The 14,983-nt window shown below is 60.4% G+C and carries 20 protein-coding genes; 3 read left to right on the top strand and 17 right to left on the bottom strand.

Going from position 1 to position 14,983, the window contains the following annotated elements:
- Positions 1-68: 68 nt before the first annotated feature.
- From era to I6E39_RS07655, 4 genes are read right to left on the bottom strand one after another with little or no spacing between them, the layout of a single operon-like run.
- Complete coding sequence (era, locus tag I6E39_RS07640; RefSeq protein ID WP_235381015.1) at positions 69-971, bottom strand: GTPase Era; 903 nt, start codon at positions 969-971, stop codon at positions 69-71.
- 37 nt (positions 972-1,008) lie between these two features.
- The gene (locus I6E39_RS07645; protein WP_235381016.1) at positions 1,009-1,476 is read right to left on the bottom strand and encodes a VOC family protein; all 468 of its coding nucleotides are present in this window, start codon (positions 1,474-1,476) and stop codon (positions 1,009-1,011) included.
- A gap of 12 nt (positions 1,477-1,488) precedes the next feature.
- Complete coding sequence (ybeY, locus tag I6E39_RS07650) at positions 1,489-1,977, bottom strand: rRNA maturation RNase YbeY (RefSeq protein WP_235381017.1); 489 nt, start codon at positions 1,975-1,977, stop codon at positions 1,489-1,491.
- Complete coding sequence (locus I6E39_RS07655; protein ID WP_235381018.1) at positions 1,967-2,974, bottom strand: RluA family pseudouridine synthase; 1,008 nt, start codon at positions 2,972-2,974, stop codon at positions 1,967-1,969. Before I6E39_RS07655 ends, ybeY begins: the two co-directional genes overlap by 11 nt.
- Before the next feature lie 165 nt (positions 2,975-3,139).
- Between I6E39_RS07655 and I6E39_RS07660 the strand changes: the two genes are divergently transcribed.
- Together I6E39_RS07660 and rpmF are read left to right on the top strand one after the other, a co-directional pair.
- Complete coding sequence (locus I6E39_RS07660) at positions 3,140-3,643, top strand: YceD family protein (RefSeq protein WP_235381019.1); 504 nt, start codon at positions 3,140-3,142, stop codon at positions 3,641-3,643.
- Positions 3,644-3,691: 48 nt separating this feature from the next.
- On the top strand, positions 3,692-3,877 hold the full coding sequence (gene rpmF / locus I6E39_RS07665; RefSeq protein ID WP_235381020.1) for a 50S ribosomal protein L32: 186 nt from the start codon (positions 3,692-3,694) through the stop codon (positions 3,875-3,877).
- 117 nt (positions 3,878-3,994) lie between these two features.
- Here the strand turns inward: rpmF and I6E39_RS07670 are convergent, their stop codons facing one another.
- From I6E39_RS07670 to tsaE, 4 genes are all read right to left on the bottom strand, one after another.
- Complete coding sequence (locus I6E39_RS07670; protein WP_235381021.1) at positions 3,995-4,552, bottom strand: DUF5714 domain-containing protein; 558 nt, start codon at positions 4,550-4,552, stop codon at positions 3,995-3,997.
- Entirely contained in the window at positions 4,549-5,328 is a 780-nt protein-coding gene (gene recO / locus I6E39_RS07675; RefSeq protein WP_235381022.1) for a DNA repair protein RecO, read from the bottom strand. The genes I6E39_RS07670 and recO overlap by 4 nt, the downstream gene beginning before the upstream one ends.
- A 39-nt stretch (positions 5,329-5,367) precedes the next feature.
- Positions 5,368-5,523 carry a hypothetical protein gene (locus I6E39_RS07680; protein WP_235381023.1) on the bottom strand — a complete coding sequence of 52 codons (156 nt, stop codon included), beginning with the start codon at positions 5,521-5,523 and terminating at the stop codon, positions 5,368-5,370.
- A 103-nt stretch (positions 5,524-5,626) separates the two neighbouring features.
- Positions 5,627-6,070 carry a tRNA (adenosine(37)-N6)-threonylcarbamoyltransferase complex ATPase subunit type 1 TsaE gene (tsaE, locus tag I6E39_RS07685; protein ID WP_235381053.1) on the bottom strand — a complete coding sequence of 148 codons (444 nt, stop codon included), beginning with the start codon at positions 6,068-6,070 and terminating at the stop codon, positions 5,627-5,629.
- A gap of 134 nt (positions 6,071-6,204) precedes the next feature.
- Between tsaE and I6E39_RS07690 the strand changes: the two genes are divergently transcribed.
- Entirely contained in the window at positions 6,205-7,398 is a 1,194-nt protein-coding gene (locus I6E39_RS07690) for an FtsW/RodA/SpoVE family cell cycle protein (RefSeq protein ID WP_235381024.1), read from the top strand.
- Between the two features lie 122 nt (positions 7,399-7,520).
- Here the strand turns inward: I6E39_RS07690 and I6E39_RS07695 are convergent, their stop codons facing one another.
- From I6E39_RS07695 to I6E39_RS07735, 9 genes are all read right to left on the bottom strand, one after another.
- A complete protein-coding gene (locus I6E39_RS07695; protein WP_235381025.1) occupies positions 7,521-8,321 on the bottom strand; it encodes an RnfABCDGE type electron transport complex subunit B in 801 nt (266 codons plus the stop codon).
- An 18-nt stretch (positions 8,322-8,339) separates the two neighbouring features.
- Positions 8,340-8,936 carry an electron transport complex protein RnfA gene (locus tag I6E39_RS07700; protein WP_235381026.1) on the bottom strand — a complete coding sequence of 199 codons (597 nt, stop codon included), beginning with the start codon at positions 8,934-8,936 and terminating at the stop codon, positions 8,340-8,342.
- Positions 8,936-9,610 carry an electron transport complex subunit RsxE gene (rsxE, locus tag I6E39_RS07705; protein WP_420908186.1) on the bottom strand — a complete coding sequence of 225 codons (675 nt, stop codon included), beginning with the start codon at positions 9,608-9,610 and terminating at the stop codon, positions 8,936-8,938. Before rsxE ends, I6E39_RS07700 begins: the two co-directional genes overlap by 1 nt.
- A gap of 32 nt (positions 9,611-9,642) precedes the next feature.
- Positions 9,643-10,176: an RnfABCDGE type electron transport complex subunit G gene (locus I6E39_RS07710; RefSeq protein ID WP_235381028.1), complete on the bottom strand. Its 534-nt coding sequence runs from the start codon at positions 10,174-10,176 to the stop codon at positions 9,643-9,645.
- The gene (locus tag I6E39_RS07715) at positions 10,173-11,123 is read right to left on the bottom strand and encodes an RnfABCDGE type electron transport complex subunit D (RefSeq protein ID WP_235381029.1); all 951 of its coding nucleotides are present in this window, start codon (positions 11,121-11,123) and stop codon (positions 10,173-10,175) included. The genes I6E39_RS07710 and I6E39_RS07715 overlap by 4 nt, the downstream gene beginning before the upstream one ends.
- The gene (gene rsxC / locus I6E39_RS07720; protein WP_235381030.1) at positions 11,123-12,433 is read right to left on the bottom strand and encodes an electron transport complex subunit RsxC; all 1,311 of its coding nucleotides are present in this window, start codon (positions 12,431-12,433) and stop codon (positions 11,123-11,125) included. Before rsxC ends, I6E39_RS07715 begins: the two co-directional genes overlap by 1 nt.
- A 509-nt stretch (positions 12,434-12,942) precedes the next feature.
- Positions 12,943-13,107, bottom strand: coding sequence for a hypothetical protein (locus I6E39_RS07725; protein ID WP_235381031.1), 165 nt, complete (start codon positions 13,105-13,107; stop codon positions 12,943-12,945).
- 91 nt (positions 13,108-13,198) lie between these two features.
- Positions 13,199-14,308 (bottom strand): S-layer homology domain-containing protein, encoded by a 1,110-nt coding sequence (locus tag I6E39_RS07730; protein WP_235381032.1) that lies wholly within the window; start codon positions 14,306-14,308, stop codon positions 13,199-13,201.
- Positions 14,305-14,970, bottom strand: coding sequence for a redox-sensing transcriptional repressor Rex (locus tag I6E39_RS07735; RefSeq protein ID WP_235381033.1), 666 nt, complete (start codon positions 14,968-14,970; stop codon positions 14,305-14,307). Before I6E39_RS07735 ends, I6E39_RS07730 begins: the two co-directional genes overlap by 4 nt.
- Positions 14,971-14,983: the final 13 nt, after the last annotated feature.

Consider the following 14,983-nt stretch of genomic DNA (forward strand, 5'->3'; position numbering starts at 1 on the left):
GCCATATTGTAAACCGTGCGTAGGGGGCGGCGTCCCCGACGCCCCATAATACATCCATAAACTAAAATTTACTCCTCCCCGCGGTATCCGAAATTCTGGATGGCCGCCGGGTTGTCCCGCCAATTCTCCTTGACCTTCACCCAGGTCTGGAGATACACCTTGGTCCCCATGAACCGCTCCATATCCTGACGGGCCAGGGTGGACACCTTTTTCAGCATGGCGCCCCCTTTGCCGATGATGATGCCCTTATGGCTGTTCTTCTCGCAGTAGATGGTAGCCTCCACCTCCACCACTTCGTCATCCCGCTCGGCAAAGCGGACGATCTCCACAGCGGTGCCGTGGGGGATCTCCTTGTCCAGACAGAGCAGCAGCTTTTCCCGCAGGATCTCCGCCATCATCTGCCGCTCAGGCTGATCGGAGGTCATATTCTCGGGGAACAGCTGAGGGCCCTCAGGCAGAAAGCCCTCCAGCACGTCCAGCAGCTCCTCCACCCCCTCGCCGGTCTTGGCGGAGATGGGGACCACGGCGGTGAAATCACAGGCCTGCTGGTACAGGGCAATGACCTCCAGCAGCTTTTCCTTCTGCTCCAGAGTGTCCACCTTGTTGACCACCAGCACGGACGGGCAGTTCAGGGTCTTGATTCGGTTGATGAGCTGCTGCTCCGGGGCGCCGATATTGGGGATGGGCTCCACCAGCAGCATGACGCCGTCCACATCGGCCACAGACTCCTTGACCACATTGACCATATAGTCGCCCAGCCGGGTACGGGCCTTGTGGAGCCCCGGGGTGTCTACAAACACGAACTGGCTCTCCCCCCGGTTTTTGATGCCGCAGATACGGTTTCGGGTGGTCTGGGGCTTGTTGGTGACGATGGCCACCTTCTCCCCCACCAGGGCGTTGGTCAGGGTGGACTTGCCCACGTTGGGCCGCCCGCAGATGGTAATGATCCCAGATTTTTTAATCATAGACATAACAGATGATCCTCAACTTTCTTTGAGCGTTTTTCTCTCAGCGCATACAGGCCCTGATGAATTTCTCGGGCACATCCATGCGCTGAGCGGTCTCCTCAATGGTCATGCCGCTGTCCAGAAATCGCCGGCACACGGTCTTCATATTCTCTCCCACCTCGATGATATGCCCGTCCAGGTCGTACAGACGGACCACCCGCTGGCCCCAGCGGTGCTCCAGAGGCTGGTGGACATAAGAGAGCTCCGGGTACGACTCCAGCTTGGCCAAAAAGCCGTCGAAATCATCCTCCTCAAAGTATAACTCCGCCGCCCGTCCGCCAAACCGGATGTCGTTGGGCTCCACACCAAGAAATCCCTGCCAGCTGTCCAAAGTCTGGAGGCAGACGCCCCCGGTCAGGGTGACGTTGGCCCCGAAGTCCTGGATCACCCGCAGGCCCAGTATCTCCCGGTAAAATTGTTTGGAACGCTCCAGGTCGGTCACCACTAACAAAGGATTTTTAAATTTCATCGTCTTTCTCCTCTATTCCCGGGTGATGCCCAGCTTTCCCAGGATAGCTTCTTCCCGCGTCCGCATCTGGGCCTTCATGGGTCCCTCGTCCAGGTGGTCATAGCCCAGCAGGTGGAGCACCGAGTGGACGGTGAGGTAGCAGACCTCCCGCTCCAGGGAGTGGCCAAATTCCTTGGCCTGGGCCTCTGCCCGCTCCAGCGAGATACACATATCCCCCAGGGGGCACAGCTCCGTGGCCGGGTCCAGGTACTCTTCCCCCTCGGGGGGCACGCCGGGCTCCAGTTCAAACATGGGGAAGGACAGCACGTCGGTGGCCCGGTCCACCTCCCGCATGTCCAGATTGACCTGGTGAATGCCCTCGTCGTCGGTGAGCAGGACGTTGATCTCGCAGGGCAGGCCTACTCCCTCCGCCTCCAGGGCCGCGGAGATCACCGCCTCCATCCGTCCGGTCAGCCCCTCCGGGACCTCCACGTCCGCGTCAAACAGGATCTCATGATCCATGGTTCTCTCTCCCCTCTTTGCTCCCGCCCAATCCCGGCAGGGCGCCGAAATATTCCTCCACAAAGTCCACATCCTCCACCTGGAAGGTCCGGCCGTTCAGGTGCTCCAGCGGCCCGGCGTCGGTGGTGAAGCGGAAGGTCAGCTTATAGGAGTACAGGGCCTGTCCGTGACGGCCGTACTTCCGGTTCTCCCGCTCGCTTCCGTACTTGCCGTCCCCGATGAGGGGGTGGCCGGCGGCGGCGAACTGAGCCCGGATCTGATGGGTCCGGCCTGTAATGAGGTCGCACTCCACCAGGGACAGGCCGTTTTTCACCGCCAGGGTCTTATATAAGGTAACGGCGGTCTTGGCCCCCGGCTCAGGCCGGGACCGGACATAGACCTGCTTTTTTACCTCGTCCTTGAACAGATAGCCCTCCAGCTTCCCCTCCCGGGGCTCCATCCTCCCGCGGACGGCGCACAGATAATATTTGTTCAGCTCCCGGTCCTTGATCTTCTGGTTCATCACCCGCAGACCCTCGGCGGTCTTGGCCGCGATGACGATGCCCCCGGTATTCCGGTCGATCCGGTTGCACAGGGCCGGGGCGAAGGAGTTCTCCCAATAGGGGGACCACTCCTTCTTCTGATACAGGTAGGCCTGAATGTGGGTGAGCAGGGTGTTCACCCGCTCGTTCTCGTCGGGGTGGACCACCAAACCGGGCCGCTTGTCCAGAAGCATGATATGCTCGTCCTCATAGAGGATGTTCAGCTTGGGCTGGTACAGGGACAGAAAGGCGTTTTCCGGAGTAGGCTTGTCAAAAAACTCGTCGTTGATATATAATTGCAGCACGTCCCCCACGTTGAGGCGCACATCCCGCTTGGAACCTTTTCCGTTCACCTTCACCCGCTTCAGGCGGATATATTTCTGGGCCAACGGGGCGGGCAGCAGGGGCAGCGTTTTGGCCAGCCAGCGGTCCAGCCGCTGTCCTGCGTCATTTTTTCCAATGGTAAATTCCTTCATCCCCGCCAACCGTCCTTTGGTCAAAATAATCAACTACCATGATTCCAACACAAAAAAATGTTTTTGTCAATATATGAAAAAAAGGTTTGACAAGTTCGTGGAACTTCTTTATAATACTCTTCGTACCATTATGCGAGTATGGGGCAAAACCCGGGGAGGAACGTTATGCGTCTGGATCTGCGAGATATTATTCACGTCCCGGACGCCCAAAAAACCTTCCGGCTTCAGGTGGACCTGTCCGACCTGGATTTCTACGGAAGACGGCCCATCACCCGGCCCATCCTGGCCGAGGGCAGCGTGACCAACCACGCCGGCGCTCTGGTTTTGGAGGGGACGGCCCGTTCCGTGCTGGACTTGGCCTGCGACCGCTGCGGGAAGGAATTTTCCCGGGAAAAGGTGGTCCAACTGGACAGTCTGGTGGCTCAGACCCTGGAGGATGACGAGAATGACGAGATCATCCTGCTGGACGGGACCGAGCTGGATCTGGACGAGGTCGTGACCACAGCCTTTGTCCTCGCGATGGATACCAAAAACCTTTGCTCAGACGACTGCAAAGGGCTGTGCGCCGGGTGCGGAGTCAACCTCAATGAGGAACCCTGCCGGTGCAAACCTGAAGTAGATCCAAGACTGGCGGCCCTGGCGCAGCTGTTGGATAAAGAAACTGAGTGAGTAGTCGAAGTGCCTTGATCGGCACGAAAACCGAAGGAGGTGTCACCCATGGCGGTTCCTAAGAGAAAAGTGTCTAAGGCCCGGCGCGATAAGCGGCGCAGCTCCGTTTGGAAGCTGGAGACTCCCGGTATCGTGACCTGCCCCAAGTGCGGGGCTTACCGGCTGCCTCACCGGATGTGCAAAAATTGCCTGACCTACAACGGCCACACCTTTGGCCAGGTCGAGGCCCAGTAATTTTCTTTTGCATGAAAAAAGTTCCCTGTGGAATAATCCACAGGGAACTTTTTATGTTCATCAGACTGTTTACACACCGAACAAATACTGCGTCCGCGCCGTGATCTCTTGATTCGGTTATGTAGTTTCTTTAAAAAAGGGACAATTCGCACCGATACACTGCATATTTTCTTTGGAAAACTCACAGGCCACGTCATGCACCGGCACCTCCAGCCCATAGCGCTCCTTCACAAACTCCGCTGCCGTCATAATAGAGAGATAGGCGTTTCTCTTGCAGCATCTGGGCCCTCCGATCTCGGCGATCCCTTCGAGGGCCCGGGCCACACAGCGCAGGTTGTCCTTATAGTATTCATTGCTGCTCAAGGGCCCCGTCTCGTGGACGATGGCCAGCGCCGCACCCACCGAGGCAGCCGATCCACAGACGCCCCACTGTCCGCAGGTGGCTCCCGGCATCTTTTGCCCGCGCAGGATCATCTCGTCCAAGGCGGCATCCAGATCAAAGGGCAGCCCTGCATGGTGCAGCGCGGTCAGAAAACAGGCGCCGTCCAATATGTGGTGCACCGGGCCATGAATGGGAATCTCACTGTTGTGCATGATCTCCACGGCCAGCTCCAGGGGATCCCCTGTCCGGGCGCTGAGGCATGCTCGTTTGATCATCTCTTCGATCTGATTCATCTGATCCTCTCCCCTTCTCCTTCGCTCCCTGCCCGCATCTGTTTATAAAAGTCCAGCGTCCGAAAGCCCCGCTCCAACTGGGTGTGGAGGTATGCCTCGGTCAGATCGGCCAGCTGTTGAAGTCCCTCCCCTTCCGCACGGAAAGAGAACAGCCGCTTGGGGTCGCCGTAGGCAATGTGCCGCATGGCCTCCAGGGCCTGACCGTTCAGAGGCATGGAGATGCCCTCCCCTACCTCACCCCGGCAGCGGGCACAGTGGAGCACTCCTTCCCGCAAATGGAACCGGGGCTCCTCCGGCGGCTCCGTCCCGCAGACGGCGCAGCCGTCCAGCAGGGGCTCATATCCTGCCAGACACATGGCCTTCAGCTCAAAGGCCGCCTTCACCAGGGGCAGGGGCTTGTTCAGCTTCTCCAGGGCGTGGAGGCTGTTCAGGATCAGGGACAGCAGCTCGGGACTGGGCATGTCCTCCACCGCCAACAGCTCGGTGACCTCGGCAAAGTAGCAGGCCAGAGCCAGTTTGTCCAGATCGTCACGGACGCCCCGGAACTGCCGCTGGGTAGAGGCCTCCTTTACCGTCCAGCGTCCCTGGTAGTCATAGAGCACCAGTTCCGACCAGCACAGCAGCTGGCAGCCCGCAGCAAGGGGGCTGCCCTTCTTCCGGCAGCCTCGGGCCGATGCCGTGACCTTGCCCAGATCCTGGGTCAACAGAGTCAGGATCTTATCCGACTCCTTATAGTCCACGGACCGAAGGACCAGCGCCTTGGTGGTGGTATGCATGAAACTCCTCCCATTGATGTACCGGGGCCGGCCGGCCCCTCAGACCTTCCCAGCCCTGCCCTCCGCCCCGCCAAAGGCCGTCTTGGCCGGCAGCTGCGGAAGGTCCGTCTCCCCTCTCCGCTCCCCGCGGAGGGCCAGATACGCTTCCGGCAGCCCGGTGGCAAAAAACAGTCTCCACAACCCCTGCTCGTCCATAGGCCAGCCTCCTTTTGTCTCTTTGACATTAGGCTGGCAAATGGAGCGGGGTGTTATGAGCGGTAAATTTTACTCGTCGATGCTTTCCGGTTCCCATGGTCCGTCAATCAGCCCGGTCCTCCAGGTCGGGGCCGTTGGAGACGGTGATCCGGCGCTGATCCTCCCGGTCCCCTCGACGGATATCCACCCGGATGACATCGCCCTCCAGCGCGTCGTCCACGTTCTCGCTCCACTCCACGGCGCAGACCCCGCCCCGGGCCAGGTAGTCCTCCCAGCCGATATCAAACAGCTCCTCCGAGGAGCCCAGGCGGTACACATCAAAGTGGAACAGCGGCAGCCGTCCCCCCTCGTACTCGTTGACGATGGTGAAGGTCGGGCTGGTCACCCGGTCCGGGATGCCCAGCCCCCGGGCCAGTCCCCGGGTGAAGGCGGTCTTCCCCGCCCCCAGATCGCCGGTATAGGCAATGACTGTTCCCGGCTCCAGGACCCGGCCCAGCCGGCAGCCCAGAGCCTCGGTCTCCCCTTCTCCGTTGGTGATATAGTCCACGGTCATACGGTCTTTTCCCCTTGTTAACAAAAAATTTTCACTTACGGGTAGGATTATACCACAGCCGCGGTTTGCGTTTCTACTAAAATGTGATAAAATATGTTGTTAGATTCCAACCTCAAGGAGGTGACGCCTTGGTCACCCTGTTTTCTCCCATTCGTGAGTTCTTCCGAAAGGGCGATCTGATCCTGCTGTCCCTGTGTCTGATGGCCAGCGGTTTCGGACTGGTCCTGATCTACTCCGCCACCCGCTATGAAGGCGGCATCAAGGCGGTCCTGGTCCAGGTGATCGGCATCTGCCTGGGCGTGATTGCCTACATGCTGCTCACTTTTGTAGATTTTCAGCTGTTCACGGAAAAGAACTGGAAGCTGCTGCTTGGTCTCAGCATAATTTTGATCCTCCTGCTCCTCACGCCTCTGGGAAAATCGGTGGGCGGAAACCGGAACTGGCTGGCTCTGGACCGGATTATTCCCGGATTTCCCATGAATCTCCAGCCCAACGAGATCGTCAAGCTCCCCTTCATCCTGCTGCTGGCGCTCCAGATCACCAAGATCCAGGACCGGGGCCACGACATCAGCTCTATCCCCTCCGTGATCCAGATCGGCGGCTTCACGGTGTTCATGCTGGGCCTGATCGCCGCCGTCTGCGGCGACATGGGCATGTGCGTCATTTATTCGATGATCTTCGTCTCCATGGCCTGGGTATCCGGGGTCAAGCTTCGGTGGTTCGTCCTGGTAGGCGGCGGCATTACGCTGGCCCTTGTGATTCTATGGCTGTTCATCCTTCCCGAGACCCATTTCTGGACCGATTACCGTATTATGCGCTTCCGGGTGGTCTTTGACCACGATCTGGACCCTCTGGGCAAGGGCTTCCAGCAGAGCCGCTCCATTCTGGCCATCGGATCGGGCCGTCTCTTCGGCCAGGGCTATCTGAAGGGCATCCAGACTCAGGCCTCCAACGACGACGCCCTCCCCGCCCGAAGCACCGACTTCATTTTCTCCGTCTGCGGCGAGGAGTTCGGACTGGTAGGCTGCGTGCTGCTTCTCCTCCTCCTGTCGCTCATTGTGCTTCGCTGCGTGTGGGTGAGCCGCCACGCCAGCTCTCCCTTCTCCGCCTATGTGTGCATGGGCATGGCCGGGATGCTGCTGGCCCAGGTGGCCTTCAACGTAGGCATGTGCCTTTATGTCTTGCCCGTCATGGGCCTGACCCTCCCCTTCATCAGCTACGGCGGTTCCTCCATCATTACGCTGTTCGCCGCCATGGGCATCGTCTCCAGTGTAAAGGCAAAGGCCTTGCCCAGCTGGCTACGGGACCGGGGTCAAGTCTGAACTTGTCTCCTCCCCTGTGCTTCAATGGATGTAGGGACGCTTCATGAAGCGTCCCTACGAAGTATATTTTTCAAAAAACCCGCCGCACAGCTGTGCGGCGGGTTTTTTTACGGATGTAAGCCTTACTCGTTGGCGGGGACATGGATGACGCCCACGGGGCACTCCTTGACGCAGAGCTGGCAGCCCTTGCACTTGTCCTGGTCGATGCGGGCCAGGTTGTTCTCCACGGTGATGGCCTCGAAGTGGCAGACCTTGGTACACTTCATGCAGCCGATACAGCCGGCGGTGCAGGCCTTCCGGGTTTCGCCGCCCTTGTCCTTGTTCTGGCACAGGACCACGGGCTTGCGCTTGTGCTCGGGCACGATGGAAATGATGGCATTGGGACAGGCGGCGGCACAGGCGCCGCAGCCCACGCACTTCTCCCGGTCCACCTTGGCGATGCCGTCCACAATGTGGATGGCGTCAAAGGGGCAGGCCCGGGTACAGTCGCCGTAGCCCAGACAGCCGTACTTGCACATGCCGTCGCCGCCGTAGAGGCCCTTGACGGACTGGCAGGTCTGGATACCCTCGAACTCAAAGCGCTTGGAGGTCTTTTCGCAGGTGCCGGAGCAGGCCACCACGGCCTTCATGGGGACGGAGGAGCCGGCCTCCACGCCCATGATCTCGGCGATGGCGGCGGCAGTCTTGGCGCCGCCGGGGGTACACTTGTTGACGGCGTTGCCCTCCTCCACGATGCTCTTGGCGTAGTCGGCGCAGCCGGCACAGCCGCAGGCGCCGCAGTTGGCGCCGGCCAGGACGGCGGTGATCTTTTCCACACGCTCATCCACAGGGACATACATGAAGATGGAGGCGGCCACCAGGATCACCGCGCCGATCAGGCCGATGACGGTGACAACGATAACAGCCATTAAAATCGGATTCATACTACTCTTCCCCTCCTATCAGACGCCGAAGATGGCGGTCACGATGCCGCCGAAGCCCATGAAGGACAGGGACGTCATAGCGGCGGCCACCAGAGTGATGGGCAGGCCCTTGAAGCACTCGGGGACGATGGCCTGCTCCACGCGGCGGCGGACGCCGGAGAACAGGACCATGGCCACCAGGAAGCCAATGCCGGCGCCGGCGGCGCAGACGATGGACTCGATGAAGTTATAGCCGTTGTCCAGGTTCAGAATGGTCACGCCCAGGATGGTGCAGTTGGTGGTGATCAGGGGCAGATACACGCCCAGAGCCTTGTACAGCGCGGGGATGAACTTCTTCAGGAAGTTCTCCAGCAGCTGGACCAGAATGGCGATGATCAGGATGAACACGATGGTCTGGAGATAGGCCAGGCCGTTAGGCTCCAGGATGCCCGTATAGATGGGCCAGGTGGCGGCGGTGGCCATGACCATAACGAAGGTGACGGCCAGGGACATGCCCACGGCGCTGTCCAGCTTCTTGGACACGCCCAGGAAGGGACAGATACCCAGGAACTTGGCAAGGACGTAGTTGTCCACCAAGATCATGGTAAAGAAGATACTGGCGAGCTTCAGTGCCATTATGCGTTACCTCCTTCCGCAGTCTCGGCAGGCGCGGCGGCCTTTTCCTTCTTGGGACGGGTGGTGAGCCAGGTAGCGCCGGCCATCAGGACGCCGAACACGAAGAAACCGCCGGGGGCGCTGGTCATCAGGGAGAAGGAGTCGATGGACTCGGGGATGACGCGGATGGCGAAGTCGGAACCCAGAGCGGGGATCAGGCCGCCCAGGCCGGCCATCCAGGTGCCGGAGCCCAGGATCTCACGGATGGAGCCCATGATGGTCAGGGTGATGGTGAAGCCGATGCCCATGCCCAGACCGTCCAGAGCGGAATCCAAGACACCGTTCTTGGAGGCGAACATCTCGGCACGGCCCAGGATGATGCAGTTGACCACGATCAGGGGCAGGTACACGCCCAGAGCCTTATCCAGGGAGGGCACATAGGCCTTGACGATCATCTGCACCAAGGTCACGAAACCGGCGATGACGGTGATGTAACAGGGAATACGGACCTGGTCGGGAATGATCTTCCGCAGGGCGGAGATGACGATGTTGGAACAGATCAGCACGAAGGTGGCCGCAAGGCCCATGCCGATGCCGTTGGAAGCCATGGTGGTGACAGCCAGAGTGGGACAGGTGCCCAGGACAAGCCGCAGAACCGGGTTCTCGTTCAGAATGCCGTTGGTTAAAATTTTCATTTTGCTATTACTCATCTTGACTCACCCGCCTTTCAAGGGATCATGTTGTAGGCTTCGATGGCGGCGTTGACGGCCGCGTTCAGAGCCTTACTGGAGATGGTGGCGCCGGAGTAGGCATCCACGTCGGTGCCCAGCACCAAGGCCTTGTCGCCGGGCAGGCCGGCGTAATTCTCCCAATAGGAGGCGCTGTCAGCCACGTTGCTGCCGATGCCTTTGGTCTCGGCGGCCTCGGTGACCTTGATCTGCTTGATATTGCCCTCGGGGGTGAAAGCCACCATAACAGTCATGGTACCGCCGTAGCCCTTGGCGGCGCTGGTGATCACAGTGCCCGCGCCGTTATTGGCCGCGTACACGTCGGAGACGTTGTCCACAGCGACACCTTCCACCTTGGAAAAGTCGTCGGCGTCGGGCAGCAGCTCGAACCGGGCCGCGTTCTGGGCGGCGATGGTAGCCGCTTCGATGATGGGAGCGGTGGCACTGTTGGTGACGGCCAGCGCGCCGGTAATGACGACGCAGATGACGCACAGCACCACGATGGGCTTGAATACCTTGTTCCAGTTACTCATTTCGCTGCCGCCTCCTTTTCCTTCTTGGCCTTGGCGATGCCCAGCTTGTCCTGGCGGGTCAGCACATCAATGTAAGGCACCAGCAGGTTCATCAGCAGGATGGCGAAGGACACGCCCTCGTTCATGGTGCCCAGGAACCGGATGGCGCAGGTGATGACGCCCAGGCCGATGCCGAAGATCAGCTTGCCCTTATCGGTGGTGGGAGAGGTGACATAGTCGGTGGCCATGAAGAAGGCGCCCAGCATCAGGCCGCCGGACAGCAGCTGAACGATGGGGTCCTTGCCGGCCAGCAGGGACAGGACGGCCACAGTGGCCAGATAAGTAACGGGGATCATGGGGCTGATGACCTTGGTGACGATCAGGTAGATGCCGCCCAGCAGGATGGTGATGGCGCAGGTCTCGCCCAGAACGCCGCCGTGGTTGCCCAGCAGCAGGGTCACATACTGGCCGGCGCCCAGCTGGCCGGAAACAGCCAGAGGAGTGGCGGAGGCCAGCGCGTCGATGCCGTTGGCGGGCTTGGGGTAGTTGGCCATGCGGCTGGCAAAGCCAACGGCCAGGGCGATACGGGCCACAATGGCGGGGTTGGCAAAGTTATAGCCCAGGCCGCCGAAGAGCTGCTTGACGATGACAATGGCGATGAACGCGCCCACAATGGCCATCCACCAAGGGAGGGTGGCGGGCAGGTTGAACGCCAGCAGCATACCGGTGACTACGGCGGAGAAGTCCGCCACGGGGATCTCCCGGCCCATCAGCTTGCAGTAGGCCCACTCGAAGAAAACGCAGGCGGCCACGGTGACGGCGGTCAGGATCAGAGAATTGATGCCGAAGATAAACACAGAAGCGATCAGCGTGGGGACCAGCGCGATGCAGACCCGCTGCATGATCTTCTGGGTGGAGTCAGGGCTGGTGATATGGGGCGCAGCCGTAACGATCAGCTTGTTTGCCATTACTTCTTACCTCCATTCTTCATCATGATCTTGGCCTGGGCGATGGAGGGGGCCAAAGGCCGCTTGGCGGGACAGACGAAGGAGCAGGTGCCGCAGCTCATGCACAGGTCGGCGTTCAGCTCCTTCAGCAGATCCACGTTGCCGTCGTGATAGGCCTGGACGATCTCCTTGGCGGACAGGCCCAGGGGGCAGGCGTTGGTGCAGCGCCCGCAGTGGATACAGTTGGTCTCCTTGGGGAGATGGGCCCACTTCTTGGAGAAGGCCAGCACGGCGTTGTTGTTCTTCAGGACGGGCTGGGACAGGTCGGCGAGACAGTTGCCCATCATGGGACCGCCGTAGAGCACCTTGCCGGGCTCGTCCGTCAGTCCGCCGCAGAAGTCCAGCAGCTCCTGAACGGGGGTGCCGATGACCACTTCCACGTTCTTGGGCTCCTTGACAATGTCGCCGTCCACGGTGAGACGCTTGGTGACCAGAGGCATGCCGGTCTCCAGATACTTGCCCACGAAAGCCACGGAGGTCACGTTCATGACGATAACGCCCACGTCGGAGGGCAGGCCGGGGAAGGGCACCTCGCGGCCGGTGCAGTTCTCGATGAGGACTTTCTCAGCGCCCTGGGGGTAGCGGCACTCCAGTGTCTTGACCTCGACGCCGGGGACGTCGATGGCGTCCTTCATCTTGGCAATGGCCTTGGGCTTGTTGCCCTCGATGCCGATGACGCATTTGGGGATCTCCAGATACTTCATCACGGCCTTGATGCCGCTGAGAATGAAGTGGGTGTCCTCCAGCAGACAGCGGTTATCCGAGGTGATATAGGGCTCGCACTCGGCGCCGTTGATGAGCAGCGTGTCGATCTCGTCCAGATTCTTGGGGGCCAGCTTTACCGCGGCGGGGAAGCCGGCACCGCCCAGACCCACCAGGCCGCTGGCCCGGACCGCGTCCTGGAAGGACTTCAGGTCGGTGACCACAGGGGGAGCGATAGAGGGGTCCACCTTCTGCTCGCCGTCCGGGATGATGACCACGGCGGTCTGCACCGCGCCGTTGGGGGCGGTGATGGTGGTGATGCCGTCCACGACGCCGGACACGCCGGAGTGGATGTCGGAGGAGACAAAGCCGCCGGCCTTGCCCACCACGGTACCCACATAGACCTGGTCACCCTTGGCCACAGTGGGCGCGGCCGGAGCACCGATGTGCTGGGCCATGGACAGGACGATCTTCGACGGCAGCGGCATCACTACCGTCTCAAGGCTGGAAGTCCGCTTCTCATGGGGGACTCCCGCGCCCTGCGCGGAACGTTTGAGAAATTTACTCATTCAGATTTCGACCTCCCTAATACTGCAATCGCTGGAACATTGGATACATGTTTCATTCTTAACATACGTTCAGAATCCCACTTCCCCACCGGAACGAGGGCCGGTCCCAAACAATTTACCCTCCCTAAAATGAATCAAACCGCATCCCGCTTGCGCTTGTCCAGTTGACGCACGACAAAACCCGCCGATCCCTTTCTCCCGTTTTACATTGTAAAGTCAGGGGGGACCGTCGGCTTTGTTTACAGGGGTTATGATACACCCTTCCACAATATATTTCAAGATTGAAATGGAAAAAAGCCGCCTCTCCCCGGCCCGTTCCGAGTCAAATAACATCCCGGTTTTTCACAGGTTTTCAGGCCCCAGCTCTTGCCGCCCAAGGCATCCCGGACATCCCTCCAAAAGTCTCCCCGTCCGGGTCCCCGGGATTATTTTCCGGAAGGGGGCCGCAGCCCAAAAAAGGGGCGCGGACCCGTAGGTCCGCGCCCGCGAAGCTCGCTCCGATCTCCGGCTCAGCAGCCGCAGCCGTTGTTGCAGCCACAGCCGTTGTTGCAGCCGCAGTTATTGTTGCCGCAGCCGCCCCAGTTCCCGCCGCCGCAGCAGCAGAACAGGATGATGATGAGGATGATGATCCACAGGCAGCCCCCGCCGCCCCAATTGTTATTGCAGCACCCCATTTGAGTACCTCCTAATTTTATGAAGTCTTGAGAGAGACATCTGCCGCTCTCAATCTCATCTTATGCGCGGAGGGAAAATGGGTTCTGCCGGTCAGAGGATTTCTTCCGCGAAGGCCCGCAGCATGGCCGCCACCTCGGCCCGGTTGGCGTTCTTCTGGGGACTGAGGGTCAGGGCTCCGGAGGAGCTGCTGCTGATGATCCCCTCAGCCACCGCCCAGGACATGGCCTCCTGAGCCCAGCCGCTGAGCTGGGACAGGTCCTGGTAGCCGGACAGGTCAGCCCCCGGCGACAGCTCCAACCCCAGGTAGTTGGCGGCAAAGCTGTACAGCAGCACCACCACCTGCTGGCGGGTGACCTGCTGCTCCGGGCTGAACCTGCCCTCGCCGGTGCCGGCGGTGATCCCCTGGGCGGCTCCCCACTTCACATAGGGCGCGTACCAGGCGGAGGCGGGCACATCTGTAAAGCTCACGTCGGCGGAAGCCATCTGGTCCGCCGGAGCACCCGCCATCCGGTAGAGCACTGTCATCAGCATGGCCCGGTTCATGGCCGCCTGGGGCCCGAAGTGGTGATCGTCCATGCCGGAAAACAGCTCATTATGGTAGACATAATTTACCGGGGCATAGTACCAGTCGGCCGTACACACATCATAGAAGGGGGTGGCCTTCACGCCTCCATCGACATAGTCATAAAAACCCTGGACCCCCATCTGGGCGGCGCCGGACAGGACGGTGATCTCCGCCAGAGTATCCTCCCCCGCCAGATAGCGGTGATAGGGTGTCAGTCTGCCGCCGGAGGGCACCTCACCGCCGGTGGTTACGTCAATGAAGGCCCCGCTGTGGACCACGGAAGCCGTCCCCTCCAGCATCAGCACACCGGAGCCGGTGGGCACCTCCACCCGGTCCCCCTCGGTCCAGTCCCGGGCCTGGAGGTCGGCGCTGTATGTGCCGCCCTCCTCGTCCCCGGTCATCTGGGCCAGATAGCCCTTCTGGAGCTGGTCCAGGGTGTCTTTTGCGCTGTCATAGGTCTGCTGAAGCTTCTCGTCCGCAGCCTGTTCCCCCCGGCTTACCGCCTGGGGCAGGAACGTGTTTTTCAAATAGCTCAAAGAGATCAGGCTGTCCCCCGAGGTCAGGGCATAGGCCCCGCAGGCCATCAGCGCCAGGACGGCCAGGGCGCAGGTCAGCCGAAAGACAGGTCGTTTCATGGCAGCTTCTCCTTCTCCTCATCGGGCATCTCACTCCGAGAGATCATATAGCTCAAGGCCAGAAGGCTATCGGAAAAATGGACAGACTCCACCACCACTTCCGGGCGCTCAAAGGATATCTCGCAGTTGGTAAAGTTCCAGATCCCCCGGACCCCCGCCGCTACCAGCCGGTCGCCCATCTCCTGGGCCGCCGCGATGGGCACGGTGAGCAGGCCCACGTCCACCGGATGCTCCGCCAAAAAGGACTCCAGAGCGTCGGTGTGGTAGACGGGCACCCCGGCGATCTTGGTGTTCACCACCTGGGGGCTGACGTCGAAAGCCGCCAGCAGCCGGAATCCATTGCTGGAAAATTTGAAATTTCGGATCAGCGCGCGGCCCAGATTGCCGGTGCCCAGCACCACGATGGTGTGGCCCTGGTTGATGCCCAGGATCTCGCCGATCTCCTCCTTCAGGCTGTCTACCTTATACCCGTATCCCTGCTGTCCGAAGCCGCCGAAGCAAAACAGATCCTGCCGGATCTGGGAGGCGGTAAGACCCATGGATTTTCCCAGGGCACTGGAGGAGATCCGGACCACGCCGGCCTCCTGCAGCTCGGACAAATGCCGGTAATACCGGGGCAAACGGCGGATCACCGCCGTGGATACTTTGGAATTTCGTTTCATATGTATTGCTCCC

Origin of the sequence: Pseudoflavonifractor phocaeensis (assembly GCF_021531375.1) — a bacterium.
GTDB lineage: Bacteria > Bacillota > Clostridia > Oscillospirales > Oscillospiraceae > Lawsonibacter > Lawsonibacter phocaeensis_B.